The sequence below is a fragment of the Maribacter sp. 6B07 genome, from assembly GCF_002700155.1.
Classification (GTDB): domain Bacteria; phylum Bacteroidota; class Bacteroidia; order Flavobacteriales; family Flavobacteriaceae; genus Maribacter; species Maribacter dokdonensis.
On the sequence record NZ_PDUT01000001.1, the window covers coordinates 717,388 to 738,569 of the forward strand.

A 21,182-nucleotide genomic window follows, 5' to 3' on the forward strand; every position below is an offset into this window, starting at 1 on the left:
ACACTTAAGGCATTTTATTACATGCCAAAAGCACAATTATATGAATTATTTTTCTTCAGATTTCAAATTAGGCATTTTAGGAGGTGGTCAACTTGGCAAAATGATGCTTTACGAAACCCGAAAATGGGATGTATTCACAAAAGTTTTAGATGCATCAGCCGATGCCCCAAGCAGAATGTCATGCAATGAATTTGTACAGGGCAGTCTTTTAGATTTTGATACGGTCTATAATTTTGGAAAAGATGTAGACATATTAACCATAGAAATTGAAAATGTAAATTTAGATGCCTTAGAAAAATTAGAAGATGAAGGTGTAAAGGTATACCCACAGCCTAAGGCTTTGCGTATTATTCAAAATAAAGCAAAACAAAAATTGTTTTATGTGGATAACAATATACCTACCGCAGATTTTCAGCGGTTTGCCTATTTGAGCGAAATTGAGGATAGTGTTGGGAACGGAGGATTAAAATTTCCTTTTGTTTGGAAAGTAGCTCAATTTGGATATGACGGACAAGGCGTTAAAGTAGTTAGAAGTTTAGCCGATTTAGAAGGATTACCTACCGGCGAATGTATTGCAGAAACCATGGTGCCGTTTAAAAACGAATTAGCCGTAATTGTTTCTAGAAATGCGGAAGGAGATATAAAAACCTACCCTGTGGTAGAAATGGAGTTTCACCCAGAAGCCAACCAAGTGGAATATGTAATTTGCCCTGCACGTATTGATGATAAAGTTGCAGATAAGGCAAGGGCTTTAGCACTTAAAGTAGCCGACAAAATAGGCTTGACAGGATTACTTGCCGTTGAAATGTTCCAAACCGAAGATGATGAAATTTTGGTGAACGAAGTAGCCCCAAGACCTCACAATAGTGGACATTACAGTATTGAAGCAAGCTATACCAATCAATTTGAGCAGCACATAAGAAGCATTCTTGGTCTTCCATTAGGAAATACAGACAGTAAAGTAGCCGGGGTTATGGTAAACTTAGTAGGTGCCGAAGGACACACAGGTAATGTCGTCTACAAAAATATAAACGAAATTTTAGCTATGGAAGGTGTTACCCCGCATATTTACGGAAAAGCACAAACCAGACCATTTCGTAAAATGGGTCATGTAACCATAGTAAATAGTGATCTCAATAAGGCAAGAGCTATTGCCGAAAAAGTAAAGGAAACAATTCAAGTGATTTCAAAATAAATAACATGAGTAAAGTAGCCGTAGTAATGGGCAGCACAAGTGATATGCCTGTAATGCAAGATGCCATAGATATTTTAAAAGGTTTTGATATAGAGGTAGACGTAGACATTGTATCTGCCCACAGAACACCCGAAAAATTGTTCGATTTTAGTAAAAACGCACATACCAATGGCTATTCGGTAATTATTGCAGGTGCCGGTGGTGCTGCACATTTACCCGGGATGGTAGCATCAATGTCCCCGTTACCTGTTATAGGCGTACCTGTTAAAAGCAGTAATTCTATTGATGGTTGGGACTCTGTACTCTCTATACTTCAAATGCCAGGTGGTGTACCAGTTGCTACCGTAGCATTGAACGGAGCAAAAAATGCAGGAATATTAGCTGCCCAGATCATTGGTAGCTCAGACAAATGTGTATTGGATAAAATCATTCTTTACAAGGAAGGTTTAAAGCAGAAAGTAATAGATGGCGCTAAAGCTGTAAATGGCAAATAGTCATTTAAAAGAAATTTCAATTCTCAAATCTAATTTCTCAACACTAGAAATATGAATCCATTATTATCCCCATTTGACACCGCTCCATTTTCAAAAATTAAAAACGAGCATTTTAAGCCAGCATTTTTACAATCTATAGAAGAGGCAAGAGCGGAAATAGATGCCATTACAGAAAATACAGATGCACCAACATTTGAAAACACCATTGAAGCCCTAGAATTTTCGGGTCAGCAATTGGATCGCATTTCAAGTGTATTTTTCAATTTGAATTCCGCAGAAACTAATGAAGAGATTCAAAAAATAGCTCAAGAAATTTCTCCGCTTTTATCTGAATTTGGCAATGACATTACTTTGAACGAAGCACTTTTTAAAAGAGTTAAAGCCGTGTACGACCAAAAGGATAATCTGGAACTTACTGTTGAGCAAAACACACTTTTAGATAAGAAATATAAAAGTTTCAGTAGAAACGGTGCTAACTTATCTGAAGATAAAAAGAAACGTTTACGTGAAATAGATGCCAAACTGGCGAAATTGAAATTGACTTTTGGCGAAAATGTACTTGCCGAAACCAATAAGTATCAATTACACCTGACAGATGAGTCTGATTTAGATGGTTTACCTGAAGGGGCAAAAGAAGCTGCTGCACAATTGGCAACTTCAAAAGGCAAAGAAGATGGTTGGTTGATCACCTTAGATTATCCTAGCTATATTCCGTTTATGAAGTACGCTAAAAACCGTGCATTACGAAAAGAACTTTCATTGGCTTTTGGCAGTAAAGGTTTTCATAATGATGAATTGGATAATCAAGAAAACGTGCTAGAAATAGCCAAACTGCGCTTTGAAAGAGCCAATCTATTAGGCTATAAGACCCATGCCGATTTTGTACTGGAAGAACGTATGGCAGAGACGCCAGAAAAAGTACATTCCTTTTTGAATGAATTGTTAGAAAAAGCGAAGCCAGCCGCAGAGCGCGAATTTAAACAATTAGAGGATTTCGCCAAAAAATTAGACGGAATTGACCGACTTGAAAAATGGGACAGTAGTTATTATTCCGAAAAATTGAAACAAGAGCTTTTTAATTTAGACGACGAGAAACTAAAGCCATATTTTAAATTGGAGAATGTCATCAATGGCGTTTTCAAAGTAGCTGAAAACCTATTTGACCTTCAGTTTGAAGAAGTAAACGACATTGAGAAGTATCATGAAGAGGTTAAAACCTTTAAAGTGTATGATGCCGACAAGAATTTTATCTCCTTATTCTATGCAGACTTTCACCCAAGAGCTGGAAAACGAGGTGGAGCTTGGATGACTTCCTTTAAAAGCCAATGGAAGCGTAACGGAGAAAATGTGCGTCCGCATATATCCAACGTGTGCAATTTTACACCCTCAACAAAAAGCAAGCCTTCGTTACTGACTTTTATCGAGGTTACTACCTTATTCCATGAATTTGGACATGGCTTACACGGTATGTTGGCGAACACTACCTACCCTAGCCTATCAGGAACTTCTGTATTTTGGGATTTCGTAGAATTACCTAGTCAGGTTTTAGAAAACTGGTGCTATGAAAAAGAAGCTTTAGAACTATTTGCCAAGCATTACGAAACTGGTGAAACTATACCGATGGAACTGGTTGAAAAAATAAAAGAATCTGCAACTTTCCAAGAAGGTATACAGACGCTACGTCAGTTGAGTTTTGGATTATTGGATATGTCTTGGCACGGAATAGACCCAACAAACATAACCAATGTAAAGACTCATGAAGATGAAGCATTTAAAGACACCAGTCTATACCCCGACACACCAGAAACCTGCATGAGCACAGCTTTCTCTCACATTTTTCAAGGCGGATATTCTTCTGGATACTACAGTTACAAGTGGGCAGAAGTTTTAGATGCAGATGCCTTTGCTTATTTTAAGGAAGAAGGAATTTTCAATAAAGAGGTTGCCACCAAATTTAAAGACCATGTACTTTCACAAGGAGGCACAGAAAATCCTATGGTGCTTTACAAAAGATTTAGAGGTGCTGAACCTAAAGTTGAAGCATTATTAGAACGTGCCGGCCTACTTACCAGTTAACATACTTCAACACTTTATAACAGCTATTAAAATAAATAATCAACATGTATTTTAATAGCTGTTCTTTTACCAACATGTGCATGTAGTAGGCTGGAAAACATGTACTGTAAAATATATGTGCATTAAGACCTACAGCCTTCTAAAAAGACCTAATAATTATAAAAACATACTCTTTTTCAAATATTTAAGCATTATATTGTAAGTATCAATACCAGAATTTACAACTACCGTTTATACCATAAGTCTTAGTCGGCCATTATTAAACACTTTTTGAAATGGAGAAAGAGAACACTCTTTTAGAAAAGAACAAACTATTTTCAGCAACCAAAAAAGTTGCTCGAATTGGTATATTTCAGTTAGACTTAACATCCAATTCCGTTTATTGGAACGATGATTTAAAAGAAATTCACCAAGTCCCTCTTAGCTTTTCTCCATCAATAGAGGGATTATATGGCAATTGCACTAACGTATTTCAAAAAGAACTCCTTTTCAATTTGCATAAAGAAGCTATTAATGAAGGCATACCATTTGAAATATCTTATGAAATTCTAACAAAACAAGGCCAAAAGCGCAATTTGCGCACTACTGTTCAACCTATTATCAAAGCTGGGCGTTGCACTAATCTTCACGGAACAACGGTAGAGGTTTCTCAATTTGAAAATTCAAATATTGAAACGGTTCAATATACAGAGCAATTAAATACCGCGGAAATTCTAGCAAATTCAGGATCGTGGAAATGGAACATTATCACAGATGAATTAATTTGGTCCGATAATTTCTATACTATTTTTGACCACAAAAGAGATACTCCAATATCATATGATGTCTACTTGAATTATGTTCACAAAGAAGACAGAAAAAAAATTTCCGCCAAGTTTGAAAGTGCATTAAAGAATAAAATATTTCCAGAATCTATATACCGTATTCAATTAGCAGATGGCATCATAAAAACCCTTAACTCTTCAGGGAAAGTCATAATTAATGAAAAAGGCGATGTTGTTTCCTTAATGGGCACCTGTCAAGATATTACAGAGCAGGTAGCTAAAGAACAAGAATTATCTGAAAAAAAACAACAATTAGAGCTTTCTGAAAGCATTAATAAAGCAGGTTCATGGCAATTCACCATAGCGAGTGGAGAATTTAAATGGTCAGACAATCTGTATACTATTTTCAACCTGGGTATAGGTGAAAAAATGAATTTTGAAAAATTAAAAAAATTCATTCATCCAGAAGACATAGGACTTATTAAAGAAAAACTTGAAGAAACAATCAAGGAAAAGAAATCTCACACTTTTACACATCGTATTATTTTAAAAAATAATACAATTAAAACAGTTAGGGTAGTCTCAGATGCCTTAACTAATGATAAAGGCGAGGTTGTAGAGTTAATAGGAACCACACAAGATATAACCAAGAGATTGGATGTTGAAAAAGAATTAAAGGAAAAAAATCAGCTGTTAGATTTTGCCGAGAATTTGACAACCATGGGTTATTGGAAATACAAACCGGAAACAGATGATGTGTTTTGGTCAGACAACTTATACACCATATTTGATATTCCAAAAGAGAAAAAGATAACTTTTGATACTTATTTTGATAAAATTCATCCAGCGGACAAAGACATTATAAAAACAAAAATAGACCAATCTATTAGCGAACATAAGTTCAACGATTATACCCATAGAATTATTACGGACAATAACATCATTAAGACCGTTCAAATCTTAGGCAAAGCCACTTATAATACACAAGATGGTTTACAAGAGCTTTTAGGCGCCTGCTTAGACATTACAGAAAACCAAACCAAAGAATTGGAACTTGCTCAAAAAAACCATCAGCTGAACAGTGCCGAAAAAATGGCCAAAATTGGTTATTGGCATTGGAATACCGCCTCTAATGAAGTGTATTGGTCAGATAATTTACATGCTATATATGGTCACGATAAAAACAAACCTCTGAATTTTGAAACCTATATAAGTTATATACATAAAGATGACCGGGCAGCTATATCCACAAAACTTTCTAATGCAATAATTGCCGGTGATTTTCCAAATTCCACTTATAGAATTCAATTAAGTAATGGCTCAATAAAAACGATAAAATCCATTGGTAAAATAGTTAGAAACCAAAATGGGGAAGTACTTGAGATGTCAGGAACATGCCAAGACATTACCGAAGCCATACGAAAGGAAACAGAGCTAATTCATAAAAACCAACAACTCAATTTAGCCGAAAAAATGGCCAATTTAGGCTCTTTTCAATGGCAACCTAAGAATGAAGTATTCAAGTGGTCAGACAATCTTTATAGAATATATGGCTTTATCCCAGGAGAGCACATTGATTTAGAAAAATCATTATCAAAAATTCATCCTGAAGATTTGGAAAGAGTCAAACAAGTTACTAGCGAATTAATTGACGGAATAGACCATAAGCAAATAACTTATCGTATTCAAAAAGATAAGGATACTATTAAAACACTGCTAGTAAAAGGAATTACGGCAATCAATGAAAACGGTCATTTAGAAATGACTGGAACAACCCAAGATATTACCAGCCTAATTAAAACCGAGCAAGAGTTAAAGGAAAAAAACCGTTTACTTTCTGTATCTGAAGAAATGGCAATGATGGGATCCTGGAAATGGAATCCAGGCACTGGGGTCTCAACTTGGTCAGATAATCTTTACCAGATCTATGGTATAGATTTACACACTCCAATTACAATTGAATTATTTTTATCTAGAGTACACCCTAATGATGTGGATAAAGTTAATAATCACATTGCCAAAATTCTAGAAACACGCAAAAGTGAAAAAATATTAACCTTTCGTATTATAAAAGGTGTTAACTCAATTCGATCTTTAGAATTAATCGCTGAAGTCATAGAAGATAAACATGGAAATATTTTAGAATTAATTGGATCCACACAAGATGTAACCGACAAGGTTAAAGCCCGTAAAGAGATTAAAGAAAAGAATCAACTTCTATCCTATGCCGAAGAAATTTCCAATATGGGATCTTGGCATTGGGACTTAGATCGGGATATTTTAAAATGGTCAGACAATCTGTATAAAATTTACGGTTTAGAAGTAAACACTACCATTAACATGGAAAAGTTTTACTCGCAAATACACCCAGACGATATAGCCCAAGTTAAAGCATTAATAACAAAATCTATCAATGGTGACGAGAAAATTAAATTATTATCATTTCGTATTATTTTAGACGATGGCACAATTCGCTCCATTGAATCACGAGCCGAAACTAAAAAAAATCATTTAGGAAAGGTCGTTGAACTGGTAGGCACAGCCCAGGACATCACTGAAAAGCTAAAAATTGAAAAAGACATATTGGAAAAAAACCATATGTTAAATTTTGCAGAAGAGCTGGCAATGATCGGGTATTGGCAATTAAACGTCGCCAATGACTCTTTTATATGGTCCAATAATATGTATAGAATTTTTGGTTTTGAAATAGGCATAGATGTTAATTTTGATTTAATTCTATCACATATTCATCCAGATGATAAACAGATATTAATTCATAAAAAGGAAAACACCATCTCAACCAATTCCCTAGAAAAATTCACCCAAAGAATTTTGCATCAAGATGGCAAAATTCGATTCAGTGAAATAATAGGCAAAGTAATTAAAGATTCATACGGTAAAGCCATAAAAGTTATTGGATCGTGTAGAGATATTACAGATGAAATTTTAGCACAAAAAAAGATCTTAGAAACTAATAAAAACCTAGAGGAATCTACTGTAAAACTTACTGCACAAAACAAACAGTTAGCAGAGTTCAATCAAATTACATCACACAACTTGCGTGCTCCAGTAAGTAATTTAAATGCTTTACTGAAGCTTTATACCAAAACGCAAAGTGAAGGTAAAAAAATCGAAATATTTGAAAAATTTGAAATTGTAATAGAACGCCTTACCGAAACCTTAAACGCTCTAGTAGAAACCATTACCATAAAAAAGAATGGTGTTGAAATCATGCCTAAATTAGAATTTGAACAAGTATTGCTCAAAACAAAACAAACACTAGCAGCAACTTTAATAGAAACTAAGGCTAATATATCCTATGATTTCTCTAAAGCTAAAAACGTAGATTACAACCCTATTTATTTAGAAAGTATATTCTTAAATTTAATAAGCAATGCCATAAAGTACAGATCACCTGATAGAGTTCCGAAGATTTTCATCACTTCAAAAAAAGATAATAATAGAACTGTATTAGAGTTTAAAGATAATGGCTTAGGTATAGATTTGAAAAATCATGGCAATAAGTTATTTGGACTTAACCAGGTTTTTCATAAGCACCCAGAATCAAAAGGAATAGGACTATTTATAACTAAAGCACAAGTATTGGCCATGGGAGGATCAATAACCGCAGAAAGTGACGTTAATATAGGTTCAACTTTTATTATAACACTAAATTAAAAACAAAATGAAAAATAATATAAATGTATGTATTATAGATGATGATGATGTTTTTCAATACACCATTTTACATACCTTGCAAGTACATAAATCTGTTAACCATATTATTCCTTTCACAGATGGTGCAGAGGCAATGACATTTTTAAAAGCCAACATCAATAATGACCAAGAGTTACCAGACGTCATATTTTTAGATATAAATATGCCCGTAATGGATGGCTACGGGTTCATGCAGCAATACGAAAGTCTAATTCCCAACCTAGCCAAAAAAATAACGGTATATATATTATCATCATCCGTAGACCTTGTTGACTTTGACAAGACCAAGAAGATCAACCAGGTAACAGATTATATAGTTAAGCCAATTAGAGATAACCAATTGACCAGAATTCTTGCTGAACTTTAAATCTCAATAATTATGCTGACACTATAAAAAGACTCAGTCCTTACTGGAATAAGCATCATATCCACCCTTTAGGTCTACAACATTATTAAAACCCAATTCTACCAATCTTGCTTGAGATTTTAAACTTCTACCTCCCTTTTTACAAAAGACATAAACTTTTTTAGTCTTATCAAGTTTTGTCACTTTTTCGTCAAAATCATTAGAAAGCCAGTTGATATTGATTGCACCATGTATACTACCTTCTTTATATTCTTGTGGCGTTCTAACATCTAACAGTATTTCCTTAACGCTATCAAATCCATTAAACTTCGATATTGGTTGCGACTCTATTTGTGCTAAAACACACTGACTACTGATAATTAGAACAAATAATAGTATATTTCTCATGATTAAAGTGTTTGTTACCAAAAGTAAACATTATACCTAAAATTATTTTACTTTTGAAATGCAGAAAAAATGGAAATACAAAACCTCAATCCAGACAAGTGGGTAGATCTCTATGCAGATTACCTTTTTAATTACGCCGTAACTAGGGTAAGCGATGCTGAAATTGCAAAAGATCTTGTTCAGGATACTTTTATTGCCGGTTTAAAATCTGCTAAAAACTTTAAAGGCGATGCTGCTGAACGCACATGGTTGATCGCCATATTAAAGCGTAAAGTAATTGACCACTACCGAAAAGCAAATTCAAAAAAAGGAAAGGCCGAGGTACGTATGAGCTACAGCTCACAAACCGATGCCGAAGGAGATTGGATCGAAGAGCGCATAGCCGACCCTAATAGTAATTTTGAAAATGATTTACTGGAAAATGAAGAACTAGGTCTTGCTATTCAAAATTGCATTTCCAAATTACCTAAAAAACAAGCCGAGGTTTTTACCATGAAAACTATTCAAGGTATGGAAACTGAAGATATTTGTAATGCTTTAGGAATTAATGCGTCTAACCTTTGGGTAATGATACATAGAGCTAGAACTAGCTTAATGGGTTGTTTAAATCAAAATTGGTTTTAATTATGATGATTTCGTGTGAAAAGGCTGCAAATATTTGCAATAAAGCCCAATATAAAGAAGCGACTTTTTGGGAAAAAATAAAGTTGAAGTTTCATTTACTTATGTGTAAAACCTGTGCAAAACACAGTAAAAACAATACAAAATTAACATCGCTCTGTAATCAAGCAAGGATAGCTGTTTTGTCTGATGAAGACAAGAAAAAAATGAAAGAAACCTTCAACAAAGCTAAATAACCAATCTCTCCGCAAAAACAAATAACAGCCACCAGAATAAAGGTATTGCCTCTACCCAAAAAGAAGAGAAATATTTACCCTGCTCCTTTTTTGTCTTATAAATTACAAGAATTAGTATTGAACATACTATAGTCATTGCCAACATTCGGTTTATGTCCAAGTCCTTTTTTAAAAATGAAGCGCCGTAAAAAAGTGCAATCCATGCATAACCTATAATTTTTGCTCCTTTAACGCCTACCCTCTGTGGTAAGGTCTTTAATAGCAAGCTATCATATTTTAAATCTCTAATTTCAAAAGGAATCAGAAGTATTAGCACAAACAGAAATCGCTGAACCGTTTCTACCTTTATATTCCACGAAATAGTATCAAGCACTGAAATAGCCGGCAGTATTACGGTTGTACCTGCCCAAACAGCAGCGACAATTAAAATCTTCAGTCCGCTTAAGCTTCTAAAGTTTTTATGCCTGGGCAAGACCGGAAGCGCATAAAGACCCGTAATTGCAGCTAATACCAGTAATCCTATAAAAACCCTTTCAGAAAGAAACAACAATTGATAGCCAGCAACAAGCAAACACCCAAGGCTAAAAAATTGAATGTTTTTTTGATAGGTATTGGTAACCAGAAAATACTTTTCTGCCTCTACCCCAAATTTTACAAAATTATAGCACGCTATTGACCCAAAAAAGATAAAAAAATAAAGCTCCGGCGGTACGTTTATGTTTAAGGTCAATGCAGTAACATGAACCAAACTAAACACCCCTAAAGACACGTGAATACTAGCATCTAAGTAAAAATCAAAAATCTTTTTGATTATGGTCATTGAACAAAAATAGTTAAAGTGTTTATAACCCTTGGTTTTGGTTAAAAACTTTCACCATTAGGCGCCCAACCAAGCACAAATTAAACACATAAAAGTGGTAATTTTGCACTTTATATAACAATCGTATCTATGAAGACTGACGTGTTTGCTCTACGCCATATCGGCATAAGGGAAGAAGACTTAAACAGTATGTTCAATACTGTAGGTGTTGAAAATTTGGAACAGCTTATTTTTGAGACCATACCTGATCATATTCGTTTAAAGGAGCCTTTAAAGCTTGACCCACCAATGAGCGAACATAAGTTTCTTGCGCATTGTGAAGCTTTGTCCAAGAAAAACAAGGTGTTTAGAACATACATTGGTTTAGGTTACCATGAAAGTTTAATACCGTCGGTCATCAAAAGAAACATTCTTGAAAACCCAGGTTGGTATACAGCCTATACTCCGTACCAAGCAGAAATTGCACAAGGCAGACTAGAAGCGCTTCTAAATTTCCAGACCATTGTTTCCGACTTAACGGGCATGGAACTGGCAAATGCCTCTTTACTGGATGAAAGCACCGCTGCTGCAGAAGCTATGACTATGCTTTTTGACGTTAGAAGTAGAGAGCAGAAAAAAAACGCAGTAGTAAAGTTCTTTGTTTCGGAAGAAATATTACCACAAACGTTGTCCCTACTAAAAACGCGTTCAATTCCACTAGGTATCGAATTAGTAATTGGCAAGCATGATGAGTTTGATTTTAGTTCGGATTTTTACGGTGCATTGTTACAATACCCAGGGAAATATGGTCAAGTCTATGATTATTCCTCATTTGTATCCAAAGCAAAGGAGAACGACATTAAGGTAGCTGTGGCTGCCGATATTATGAGCTTAGTTCTATTAACACCTCCAGGTGAATTTGGGGTAGATGTTGTAGTAGGTACCACCCAACGCTTTGGTATTCCTTTAGGTTATGGCGGACCTCATGCAGCATTCTTTGCCACGAAAGAAGAATTTAAAAGAAATATTCCCGGTAGAATAATCGGTGTCACCAAAGATACCGATGGCAAACCTGCGCTAAGAATGGCTTTGCAAACTAGGGAACAACATATAAAAAGAGATAAAGCCACATCAAATATATGCACCGCTCAAGTATTATTGGCGGTTATGGCAGGTATGTATGGCGTGTACCATGGTCCAAAAGGATTAAAATATATTGCATCTAAAATTCATGCTACCGCAGTTACTTTAACAGATGCTCTTGAAAATTTAGGCTTGTATCAAGTAAATACCGCTTATTTTGATACTATCACGGTTAAGGCAGATTCACAAAAAGTTCGCCCCATCGCAGAAGCCAATGAAGTTAATTTCTACTATGTGGATAACGACACTATTTCAATTGCGGTAAATGAAGCTACTTCAATAAAAGATCTTAACCAAATTATTTCAATTTTTGCCGAAGCTGTAGGTAAAAAGTCATCTGAGATCACAGAACTATTAAGTTCCACATCAATACCTGAAAATATTGAACGTAGCAGTTCATTCATGGAGAACAAGGTTTTTAATTCCTATCACTCAGAAACAGAATTAATGCGCTACATTAAAAAATTGGAGCGCAAAGACTTGGCCTTAAATCATAGTATGATTTCTTTGGGTAGTTGTACCATGAAGTTAAATGCGGCTAGTGAAATGCTACCGTTAAGTTCATCTAACTGGGGCAATATCCATCCATTTGTACCAGTAGACCAAGCAGAAGGTTATCAAACCATACTACATGAACTTGCCAAAGATCTATCTATAATAACAGGATTTGCAGATACATCTTTACAACCAAATTCCGGCGCGCAAGGTGAATATGCAGGATTAATGGTTATTAGAGCATACCACGAATCTAGAGGAGAAGCAGAAAGAAATATTTGCCTTATACCTTCATCTGCCCATGGTACCAATCCGGCATCGGCAGTTATGGCAGGCATGAAGGTCGTAGTTACCAAGACCGATGAAAAAGGCAATATAGATGTTGCCGATTTAGAAGAAAAAGCAAAATTACATTCAGATAAATTAGCCGCATTAATGGTTACTTATCCTTCTACTCATGGCGTTTTTGAGTCGTCTATAAAGCAGATTACCAAAATAATACATGACCATGGTGGCCAAGTCTATATGGATGGTGCAAATATGAACGCCCAAGTTGGGTTGACCAATCCTGCAACTATAGGCGCAGATGTTTGCCACTTAAACCTGCACAAAACGTTTGCTATTCCTCACGGCGGTGGCGGTCCTGGCGTAGGTCCTATTTGTGTTGCACCCCAGTTGGTTCCGTTTTTACCTAGCAACCCTGTCATAGAGACCGGAGGAAAAGATGCTATTACAGCTATTTCTGCTGCGCCATGGGGTAGTTCTTTGGTATGTCTAATATCTTATGGATATATTAAGATGCTAGGGGAACAAGGCTTAACCCAATCCACAAAAATCGCCATTTTGAACGCCAATTATATCAAACATAAACTTGAAGGTAAGTTTGATGTGCTATACACAGGCGAAAAAGGACGCGCAGCCCACGAAATGATTTTGGACTGTAGACCTTTCAAGAAAAACGGAATAGAAGTTACGGATATTGCCAAGCGACTTATGGATTATGGTTTTCATGCCCCAACAGTTTCTTTTCCTGTAGCTGGTACGGTTATGATAGAGCCTACCGAAAGTGAAAACCTAGCGGAGTTAGATAGATTTTGCGATGCTATGGCATCCATTCGTGCAGAAATAGATGAATCTAGTGCTGACGAGCCCAATAACGTGCTTAAAAATGCACCGCATACATTAGAAATGACAACAACAGATGAATGGAAATTTCCATATTCAAGACAAAAGGCATCTTTTCCATTACCTTATGTAGCCGAGAATAAATTTTGGCCATCCGTTAGAAGAGTTGATGATGCATATGGAGACCGTAATTTAATATGTACATGCGCTCCTATTGAAGCATATATGGAAACGGAATAACTCTCTAATCACCATATTTTAAAGCCTTTTCTAGATTTTGAAAAGGCTTTTTTAGTTGCATCATTTTGAAAAATAATGAACTGACCATCGTAAAATTTATTATGCATGCATATTATTTTTACGCCATTTCATTATATTTCAATTACAATTCAATAATTACAGATGAGCATATCAATTACGGGTACGGGTAGCTATATTCCTGAACTCAAAGTTTCCAATAAAGATTTTAATGACCACCATTTTTTAAACCTAGACGGCACAGCGTTCAAGCAAGAAAACGAGGTCATTATTAAGAAATTTAAAGCCATTACCGGTATTGAAGAAAGAAGATATGCCCCAAAAGAGTATAACGCATCGGACCTTGCATTTTTTGCAGCAGAAAAAGCCATAAATAATGCACAGCTAGACAAAGAAACCCTAGACTATATAATTGTTGCGCATAATTTCGGGGACCTAAAGGAAGGCTATATACAAGGTGACACATTACCTAGTTTGGCCACAAGGGTGAAACATAAATTAAAGATCAACAATCCCAAATGTGTGGCCTATGATCTCATCTTTGGTTGCCCAGGTTGGTTAGAAGGTATGATTCAAGCTAACGCTTTTATAAAAAGTGGTATAGCCAATAAATGTATGGTAATAGGTACCGAAACATTATCAAGAATAGTTGACGACTATGACCGGGACTCCATGATCTATGCAGATGGTGCAGGAGCCACCATAGTTGAAAGATCAGATGACGGAGGTGAAATTATCGCCCACGAATCTGCCACCTATGCCAATGACGAAGCCAATTTCCTTTTCTTTGGCGACACCTATAATAAAGAAGATGAAAAAAAGGCATACTATATTAAAATGTTCGGTAGAAAAATTTATGAATTTGCCGTCACCAACGTACCATCAGCAATGGCTTCATGCTTAGATAGTAGCGGTATAAAAATTGACGAAGTAAAAAAGATTTTTATTCACCAAGCCAACGAAAAAATGGATGAAGCCATAGTAAAACGCTTCTACAAAATATATGATAAAGAAATGCCGGAAGGCATTATGCCAATGAGTATATCCAAGCTTGGCAATAGCTCAGTGGCAACCATACCAACACTATTTGATATGGTTAAAGCAGGTAAATTAGAAAATCAGGAAATTAAAAAGGGAGATGTTGTTATCTTTGCTAGTGTTGGCGCCGGAATGAACGTCAATGCAATGGTATACAGAATTTAAACATGTACGAAAACAACTTTCCGAACAAACGCTATAAACATACTCTTCAGTTTTTACGAAAACATATTGACCCCTCTGAATCTATTCTGGATTTAGGGGTAGAAAATCCGTTTACTGAGATAATGCGCCAAGATGGTTACCACGTTACTAATACCAAAGGCGAAGATTTAGATTTCAATTTTGATGCCGTTACCAAAACAAATGCAGATGTTCTAACAGCTTTTGAAATTTTTGAACATCTTTTGGCCCCATTACACTTATTGAACAATACAACTTCCAAAAAATTAGTGGCCAGTATACCATTGAAACTATGGTTTTCACCAGCATACAGAAGCAAGACCGATAAATGGGACCGACATTACCACGAATTTGAAGATTGGCAATTTGATTGGCTTCTAGAAAAAGCAGGTTGGGAAATTCAAGATTCTATGAAGTGGACCAATCCTGTAAAGAAACTTGGTTTTAGACCATTTTTAAGGCTATTTACGCCAAGGTATTATATTGTGTACGCTACACGAAAATAAGGCACCTATAAACTATGGATTACTACGTGGTGATACCCATACATAATGAAGAGGATTTTCTACCGAAAACCTTAAACTCCGTTCTGGAGCAAACATTAGCACCCAAGAAAGTAATTCTTGTCAATGACAATTCTACTGATAATACTGAAAATATCATAAATGAATACATCCTTAAAAGTAGTGTTTTCAAAAAAATAAATTCAATATCATCAGCTCAGCATATGCCAGGAAGCAAGGTGGTAAATGCTTTCAACAAAGGTTTGGAACAGCTTGATGAAAATTACAACTTTATAGTAAAACTAGATGCCGATCTAATTTTGCCCTCCAATTATTTTGAAACCATCAGTAATCATTTCAAACAAAAGAAAAATTTAGGGATTTGTGGCGGATTCATTTATGAGCAAAAAAATAACGGAGAATGGGTTTTAAACCATCCTATGGACAAAGACCACATTAGAGGTGCCATAAAAGCATATTCCAAAGATTGTTTCAAGGCAATAGGAGGCTTAAAAAATGCCATGGGCTGGGATACCGTAGATGAACTATTAGCGCGATATAACGGCTTTACATTGCACACGGATGATGAACTCAAGGTAAAGCATTTAAGACCCACAGGAAAAGCCTATAACGCCAAAGCTAAAAGGTTACAGGGAAAAGCAATGTATAGTATGCGTTATGGAATTATAATCACAACTATTGCCTCTTTGAAAATGGCCTTGAAGAACAATTCCATTAAATCATTCTGGAATAATATGGTCGGCTACATAAATGCCAGTAAAAACAACAATATTTATTTGGTCACAGAAGAAGAAGGTAAGTTTATCAGAAAGCTACGCTGGACAAATATTAAAAGAAAAATAGGAGTATAAAAAAAGCCACCTAAATTTGATGGCTTTTTCTTTATTATCATGGTTTCTATTTAGAAACCTAATTGTTTCTTAACATCTGGTAAAAGATCTTTACCTTTTGCAACGATCAAACCACCACCTGCTTGTGCATCAATTACGTAGTCGAACCCCTGTGCTGCGGCAACTTTTTCAATAGCAGCTTTCGCTTTTTCTGAAATTGGAGCAAACAATTCTGCTTGCTTCTTTTGGAATTCTTGCTGAGCAGCTTGTTGCGCCTCACCAATATTCTTTTCGTAGCCTTGCAACTCTACTGCTCTCTTATCATTCTCTTCCTTTGACTTAGAAGCTGCTTCATTTTGATATTGAGTAAACTTGTTACGCAATTCTGTCATTGAAGCTTGAATATCGGCATTATAAGTTTCTTGTAATTTCTTAAGCTCTGCTTCTGCAGCTTTCATCTCTGGCATTGCAGATAATAATTGAGTAACATCTATGTGAGCTACTTTACTTTGGGCATTTACAAAACTTGTCGTTGCTACGAACAACAATAAGGCTACCACAATTTGTTTTACTTGTTTCATGAGTGTAATTTTAATTCAATTTTGAGTGTTAATGTGCGGTCGTTAAACCTATTTAAATAGTACCGTTATCATCTTTTTCGGTATCGCTATTTTCTTCTTCTTTATTATCGTTTCTTTCCTTTAACTTTTCTTGTCTTTTAGCTTCGCGCTCCTCCAATAACTTCTTTCTTCTTTCCTCGTAGGCTTTTTTACGCTCTTCACGTAATTTCATTTGTTCCGCTTTGGCATCTGCTGCACTTTTCTCCCTAGTTTCAGCAGCTTGTGCCGCTTTATCTAAACGCTCTTGCAAAGCTTCACTAACTTCCTCCTCTTCTTCGCCCTCAAAATCATCTAATCTACTACGATCATTTGACTTTTTAGCAGGTTTGCTAATTTTTCTTGTTCTAGCAATACCCCTAAGCACTAAATCACTAATATCATGCCTTTTTTCGGAATACAACATTACAACATCCGCAGATTTATCAAAAATAAAATCATACTTTTTATTAGCCCCAATTTTCTGAACTTCATTGAACACTTGATCTTGTATAGGCTGAATCAACCTTCTTTTTTGCAACACCAAGTCCCCTTGAGGTCCAAAACGATCTTGTTGATACTCGATCATTTCACGTTCCAAAATCTGTATTTCTTCTTCCCGTTCTTCTATAAGTTCAGGTGTTAATAGCACTTTCTCTGCCATTAAATCCTTTTTCATCTGCTCAACAATACTCTGCTTCTGCTCTACTTCAACTTTCCAACGTTGCACCTTAGTCTCTAACTGTTCTGTTGCCTCTCTGTACTCCTCTACATTTTGCAAGATGTACTCCATATCCACATAAGCCATTCTTACACCACGTTGGGCAAAACCCTGTATTGTCATACATATGACCGATACAACTAATAGAACTTTTCTTTTTGTACTCATTGTTAATCTCGTTTAATCCTATAGAAAATATCGTGCCAAAATTACTAAATCTTTTAAAATTAAAGGATTAGCAAAAAGCACAATGATAATAATTCAATGAAAACTAAAACTGTTGACCAATGATGAAGTGCGTTTGCCATCCGCTTGGTCCTACAGAACCTGGCACATAGTCTTCGTCGAATCCGTAACCAAAGTCAATACCAAGTAAACCAAATGCTGGCATAAAGATGCGCAGCCCCACACCGGCCGATCGTTTTAATTCAAACGGATTAAACTCTTGAAAATTGTTGAACGCATTACCACCTTCTAAAAATGCTAGTCCGTAAATGGATGCAGACGGCTTCAGAGTCAAAGGATATCTAAGCTCTAAAGAGAATTTATTATAGATCAAAGCACCATCGGGTGAAGTTGCCCCTTCAGAATAAGGGGTTATAGATTGATTGTCATAACCTCTTAATTGTACTACATCTCTACCGTCTAATGTAAAGTTACCTAAACCATCACCACCAACATAAAAACGTTCAAAAGGTACATCTCCTACAGCACTATTATAATTACCAAGGAAACCAAATTCAGCATTACTACGCAACACCAACTTGTCTACTAAAGTAGTATACCAATCTCCCTTGAATTTGACTTTATAATACTCTAACCATCTAAACCTTTCCTGATCCAAATCTTCCAATTCTGCCTGTTCAGTACTAGTTCTACTTGCAGCAGGAATACTTTCTATTTCATTAGATCGATCTTGTAATGACCTATAATCCTTATCACTAAACAAAGACCAAGGAGGAGTAAACTTGGCACTAATTTCAAAATTAGACCCTCCTCTTGGGAAAATTCTACCACCTTGCGTTGCGTTTCTTGAAATACCAAAGGTATACGCTAATGAATTTGCCTTACCATCACCAAAGTTAAATAGACCAATATTATAGTTTCTAAAATCATATAACTGGTAACTTACGGAATGTGAAATGGTAAAGAAATCATCTGGCCATTGTACACGTTTTGCCAAACCTGCCGTAATACCCGTAATAGAAAATTGTTGATCCTTATCTATATCAATATCGCCACTACTATCATAAGAGGCAGCAAATTGCTGTGTTCTAGACATACTAAGGTTAAAACGTACCGGCTTTTTACCACCCAACCATGGCTCAGCAAAATTTAAGCTATAGACTCTATACGTTTGACTGGCCTGTAAACGTAGTGCAAAGGTTTGACCATCACCCATAGGTACCGGCTTATATTTTTCACCTTTGAATAAATTCTGAATAGAGAAATTACTAAAAGATAACCCTAAAGTACCAATGAAGCCACCGCCACCATAACCACCTTGTAGTTCTATTTGACTTGACCCGGATTCTACCAGACTCCAAGCTAAATCTACAGTACCCTCATTAGGATTGGCGTTCAATACATCTGGAGTAATTTGTTCAGCATCGAAAAAGCCCAACTGACCTAACTCACGAATACTTCTGATAATATCTGCCTTGTTGTATTTTTGACCTGGTCTTGTACGCAGTTCACGATAGATGACATGGTCATTTGTCTTATCATTACCAGAAACGGTTACATGGTTTAAAAACGTTTCTTTACCTTCTATAATCCTAATTTCAAAATCAATAGTGTCATTGGCAGCTGAAATTTCTACCGGATTAATGGTCGAGAACAAATAACCATTATTTTGATACAAACTAGTGACATCATTAGGGTCTGGTTTAGAATTATCCGCAATTCTTTCACGCAATAAAACACCATTGTAGGTATCTCCCTTTTTTATACCCAATACTTGATTCAATTGACGATCGGTATAAACGGTATTACCCACAAAATCAATATTACCAAAGTAGTACTTATCGCCTTCTTCCACTTTAATCTTTAAATCGATATTGTTTTCATCGACTTTGATTATAGTATCAGAGATTACCCTAGCATCACGATATCCATTTTCAGCAAACTTATCAATCAAAAGACCAAGGTCCTCTTCATAATCTTCTTCAATATATTTCGATTTTTTCCAAAAACGACCTAATTTTTTCTGCTTTGTATTTTTTAAGGCTTTACGTAATTTTTTATCGGATAATTGCTCATTACCCTCAAAACTAATACTACGAATCTTTACTTTATCACCTTTATTAACGTTTACCACCATATTCTGGGTATTGGTATCCGTTGTATCTTTAGAAGTGGCTATAGTAACCTCGGCATTTAAATACCCTTGCTTCTTATACTTATTAGTAATATAGTTTTTTGAATTGGAAATTAAACTTTCAGTAATTTTCTTTCCTTTTTTTAGATCTGTATCTTTAATAAGACTTTCTACCTTACCTTTTTTAACACCATAAAACTTAACATTGGTCAAGGTAGGCCTTTCAATAATATTCAACTCTAAGAAAACAGTATTCTCCTCTATATTGGTAATGAAAATGTCAATTTCACTAAAAAGTTCTAGACCCCAAAGTTTTTTAATGACTTCACTAATTTGTTCTCCTGGCAACGTTATAGGCTGCCCTACTCTTAAACCTGTATAGGTTTTAACCGTTTGCTCGTTATAACTTTGAAGACCAGTTACATCCAACCCTCCTAAAATATAACTTTTGCCATCTTCATAGGATTGATCCTGTGCAGCGGCAATAAAGGTGGTTAAAAATAAAAGGGTGGTTAAAAATTGGTTCAAGGATATGAACCTAGTCATATCTTTAAGTGAGTTGTTCGCTAGTTTTTCCAAATCTTCGTTCTCTGTTCTGGTAGTTTTTGATGGCCTCCACTAAGTGATGCTCTCTAAAATCAGGCCAATATACATCAATAAAATATAACTCCGCATAAGCTATTTGCCATAATAAAAAATTACTGATCCGATGTTCTCCACTAGTACGGATAAGTAAGTCTACGTCAGGCAAATCATGCGTGTAAAGATGGCTATTTATAATGTCTTGGTCAATCTTTTCAACTGAAATTATATTATTTTTAACTTTGGTACTGATCTCTTTGACCATAGACTGTAGCTCTTCGCGAGCCCCGTAACTTAAGGCAAGGGTCAATGTCATCCCTGTATTTTGCTTAGTTTGCTCCATTACATCTACCAACTCCTTATAAGCTTTTGCAGGCAATGCATCTATGTTGCCAATAGTATTTAAACGTATGTTATTTTTGTTAAAAGTTTTAAGTTCTTTCTTTAAAGATGAGACCAAAAGGCGCATAAGTGTTTGCACTTCTATCTTTGGTCTGTTCCAATTTTCTGTTGAAAATGTATAAAGTGTAAGAAAATCTATTTTTAATTGAGCGCATTGTTCTACAACTATCCTAACGGTCTTTACCCCATGTTCATGACCAAACACCCTTAGTTTACCACGTTCTTTTGCCCATCTACCATTACCGTCCATAATAATAGCAAGGTGCTTTGGAACATTCAGCTTGTCAATTTCGTTACTATCGCTCATCT

Annotated in this window: 17 protein-coding genes; 11 read left to right on the top strand and 6 right to left on the bottom strand. The window is 35.6% G+C overall.

Annotated elements, in window-relative coordinates:
- Nucleotides 1-40 precede the first annotated feature (40 nt).
- The 5 genes from CSC80_RS03070 to CSC80_RS03090 all read left to right on the top strand — a co-directional run bounded on the left by CSC80_RS03070 (nt 41) and on the right by CSC80_RS03090 (nt 8,613).
- Entirely contained in the window at nt 41-1,195 is a 1,155-nt protein-coding gene (locus CSC80_RS03070; RefSeq protein ID WP_099189689.1) for a 5-(carboxyamino)imidazole ribonucleotide synthase, read from the top strand.
- A gap of 5 nt (nt 1,196-1,200) precedes the next feature.
- Entirely contained in the window at nt 1,201-1,689 is a 489-nt protein-coding gene (gene purE, locus CSC80_RS03075) for a 5-(carboxyamino)imidazole ribonucleotide mutase (RefSeq protein WP_099189691.1), read from the top strand.
- A 51-nt stretch (nt 1,690-1,740) separates the two neighbouring features.
- Entirely contained in the window at nt 1,741-3,765 is a 2,025-nt protein-coding gene (locus CSC80_RS03080) for a M3 family metallopeptidase (RefSeq protein ID WP_099189693.1), read from the top strand.
- Between the two features lie 275 nt (nt 3,766-4,040).
- Nucleotides 4,041-8,207, top strand: a complete 4,167-nt coding sequence (locus CSC80_RS03085) for a PAS domain-containing protein (RefSeq protein ID WP_099189695.1) — start codon at nt 4,041-4,043, stop codon at nt 8,205-8,207.
- Between the two features lie 7 nt (nt 8,208-8,214).
- Nucleotides 8,215-8,613 (top strand): response regulator, encoded by a 399-nt coding sequence (locus tag CSC80_RS03090; RefSeq protein ID WP_058103878.1) that lies wholly within the window; start codon nt 8,215-8,217, stop codon nt 8,611-8,613.
- 33 nt (nt 8,614-8,646) lie between these two features.
- Here the strand turns inward: CSC80_RS03090 and CSC80_RS03095 are convergent, their stop codons facing one another.
- Nucleotides 8,647-9,000 (bottom strand): rhodanese-like domain-containing protein, encoded by a 354-nt coding sequence (locus CSC80_RS03095; protein ID WP_099189697.1) that lies wholly within the window; start codon nt 8,998-9,000, stop codon nt 8,647-8,649.
- Nucleotides 9,001-9,069: 69 nt separating this feature from the next.
- Here CSC80_RS03095 and CSC80_RS03100 point away from each other — a divergent pair, with 69 nt between their 5' ends.
- Nucleotides 9,070-9,624: a sigma-70 family RNA polymerase sigma factor gene (locus CSC80_RS03100; RefSeq protein WP_058103880.1), complete on the top strand. Its 555-nt coding sequence runs from the start codon at nt 9,070-9,072 to the stop codon at nt 9,622-9,624.
- 2 nt (nt 9,625-9,626) lie between these two features.
- Nucleotides 9,627-9,857: a hypothetical protein gene (locus tag CSC80_RS03105; RefSeq protein WP_317038724.1), complete on the top strand. Its 231-nt coding sequence runs from the start codon at nt 9,627-9,629 to the stop codon at nt 9,855-9,857.
- Here CSC80_RS03105 and CSC80_RS03110 read toward each other — a convergent pair.
- The gene (locus CSC80_RS03110; protein ID WP_099189699.1) at nt 9,850-10,677 is read right to left on the bottom strand and encodes a hypothetical protein; all 828 of its coding nucleotides are present in this window, start codon (nt 10,675-10,677) and stop codon (nt 9,850-9,852) included. The genes CSC80_RS03105 and CSC80_RS03110 overlap by 8 nt on opposite strands.
- A gap of 129 nt (nt 10,678-10,806) precedes the next feature.
- Between CSC80_RS03110 and gcvP the strand changes: the two genes are divergently transcribed.
- From gcvP to CSC80_RS03130, 4 genes are all read left to right on the top strand, one after another.
- Complete coding sequence (gcvP, locus tag CSC80_RS03115) at nt 10,807-13,659, top strand: aminomethyl-transferring glycine dehydrogenase (protein WP_099189701.1); 2,853 nt, start codon at nt 10,807-10,809, stop codon at nt 13,657-13,659.
- A 162-nt stretch (nt 13,660-13,821) separates the two neighbouring features.
- Nucleotides 13,822-14,880, top strand: coding sequence for a ketoacyl-ACP synthase III (locus CSC80_RS03120; protein WP_099189703.1), 1,059 nt, complete (start codon nt 13,822-13,824; stop codon nt 14,878-14,880).
- A 2-nt stretch (nt 14,881-14,882) separates the two neighbouring features.
- The gene (locus CSC80_RS03125) at nt 14,883-15,404 is read left to right on the top strand and encodes a methyltransferase (RefSeq protein WP_071341307.1); all 522 of its coding nucleotides are present in this window, start codon (nt 14,883-14,885) and stop codon (nt 15,402-15,404) included.
- 14 nt (nt 15,405-15,418) lie between these two features.
- Nucleotides 15,419-16,273, top strand: coding sequence for a glycosyltransferase family A protein (locus tag CSC80_RS03130; RefSeq protein WP_099189705.1), 855 nt, complete (start codon nt 15,419-15,421; stop codon nt 16,271-16,273).
- Nucleotides 16,274-16,323: 50 nt separating this feature from the next.
- On the opposite strand, the gene CSC80_RS03135 is transcribed toward CSC80_RS03130, so the two are convergent.
- The 4 genes from CSC80_RS03135 to CSC80_RS03150 all read right to left on the bottom strand — a co-directional run bounded on the left by CSC80_RS03135 (nt 16,324) and on the right by CSC80_RS03150 (nt 21,180).
- Entirely contained in the window at nt 16,324-16,833 is a 510-nt protein-coding gene (locus tag CSC80_RS03135; RefSeq protein WP_071341305.1) for an OmpH family outer membrane protein, read from the bottom strand.
- 52 nt (nt 16,834-16,885) lie between these two features.
- The gene (locus tag CSC80_RS03140) at nt 16,886-17,737 is read right to left on the bottom strand and encodes an OmpH family outer membrane protein (RefSeq protein WP_099189707.1); all 852 of its coding nucleotides are present in this window, start codon (nt 17,735-17,737) and stop codon (nt 16,886-16,888) included.
- 103 nt (nt 17,738-17,840) lie between these two features.
- On the bottom strand, nt 17,841-20,435 hold the full coding sequence (locus CSC80_RS03145) for a POTRA domain-containing protein (RefSeq protein WP_099189709.1): 2,595 nt from the start codon (nt 20,433-20,435) through the stop codon (nt 17,841-17,843).
- Nucleotides 20,436-20,439: 4 nt separating this feature from the next.
- Nucleotides 20,440-21,180: an isoprenyl transferase gene (locus CSC80_RS03150; protein WP_099189711.1), complete on the bottom strand. Its 741-nt coding sequence runs from the start codon at nt 21,178-21,180 to the stop codon at nt 20,440-20,442.
- Nucleotides 21,181-21,182: the final 2 nt, after the last annotated feature.

What these genes read in the sequence shown, in the direction of transcription:
- CSC80_RS03070 (WP_099189689.1), top strand. Translation starts at nt 41, where the DNA reads ATGAATTATTTTTCTTCAGATTTCAAATTAGGCATTTTAGGAGGTGGT.
- purE (WP_099189691.1), top strand. Translation starts at nt 1,201, where the DNA reads ATGAGTAAAGTAGCCGTAGTAATGGGCAGCACAAGTGATATGCCTGTA.
- CSC80_RS03080 (WP_099189693.1), top strand. Translation starts at nt 1,741, where the DNA reads ATGAATCCATTATTATCCCCATTTGACACCGCTCCATTTTCAAAAATT.
- CSC80_RS03085 (WP_099189695.1), top strand. Translation starts at nt 4,041, where the DNA reads ATGGAGAAAGAGAACACTCTTTTAGAAAAGAACAAACTATTTTCAGCA.
- CSC80_RS03090 (WP_058103878.1), top strand. Translation starts at nt 8,215, where the DNA reads ATGAAAAATAATATAAATGTATGTATTATAGATGATGATGATGTTTTT.
- CSC80_RS03095 (WP_099189697.1), bottom strand. Translation starts at nt 9,000, where the DNA reads ATGAGAAATATACTATTATTTGTTCTAATTATCAGTAGTCAGTGTGTT.
- CSC80_RS03100 (WP_058103880.1), top strand. Translation starts at nt 9,070, where the DNA reads ATGGAAATACAAAACCTCAATCCAGACAAGTGGGTAGATCTCTATGCA.
- CSC80_RS03105 (WP_317038724.1), top strand. Translation starts at nt 9,627, where the DNA reads ATGATGATTTCGTGTGAAAAGGCTGCAAATATTTGCAATAAAGCCCAA.
- CSC80_RS03110 (WP_099189699.1), bottom strand. Translation starts at nt 10,677, where the DNA reads ATGACCATAATCAAAAAGATTTTTGATTTTTACTTAGATGCTAGTATT.
- gcvP (WP_099189701.1), top strand. Translation starts at nt 10,807, where the DNA reads ATGAAGACTGACGTGTTTGCTCTACGCCATATCGGCATAAGGGAAGAA.
- CSC80_RS03120 (WP_099189703.1), top strand. Translation starts at nt 13,822, where the DNA reads ATGAGCATATCAATTACGGGTACGGGTAGCTATATTCCTGAACTCAAA.
- CSC80_RS03125 (WP_071341307.1), top strand. Translation starts at nt 14,883, where the DNA reads ATGTACGAAAACAACTTTCCGAACAAACGCTATAAACATACTCTTCAG.
- CSC80_RS03130 (WP_099189705.1), top strand. Translation starts at nt 15,419, where the DNA reads ATGGATTACTACGTGGTGATACCCATACATAATGAAGAGGATTTTCTA.
- CSC80_RS03135 (WP_071341305.1), bottom strand. Translation starts at nt 16,833, where the DNA reads ATGAAACAAGTAAAACAAATTGTGGTAGCCTTATTGTTGTTCGTAGCA.
- CSC80_RS03140 (WP_099189707.1), bottom strand. Translation starts at nt 17,737, where the DNA reads ATGAGTACAAAAAGAAAAGTTCTATTAGTTGTATCGGTCATATGTATG.
- CSC80_RS03145 (WP_099189709.1), bottom strand. Translation starts at nt 20,435, where the DNA reads ATGACTAGGTTCATATCCTTGAACCAATTTTTAACCACCCTTTTATTT.
- CSC80_RS03150 (WP_099189711.1), bottom strand. Translation starts at nt 21,180, where the DNA reads ATGAGCGATAGTAACGAAATTGACAAGCTGAATGTTCCAAAGCACCTT.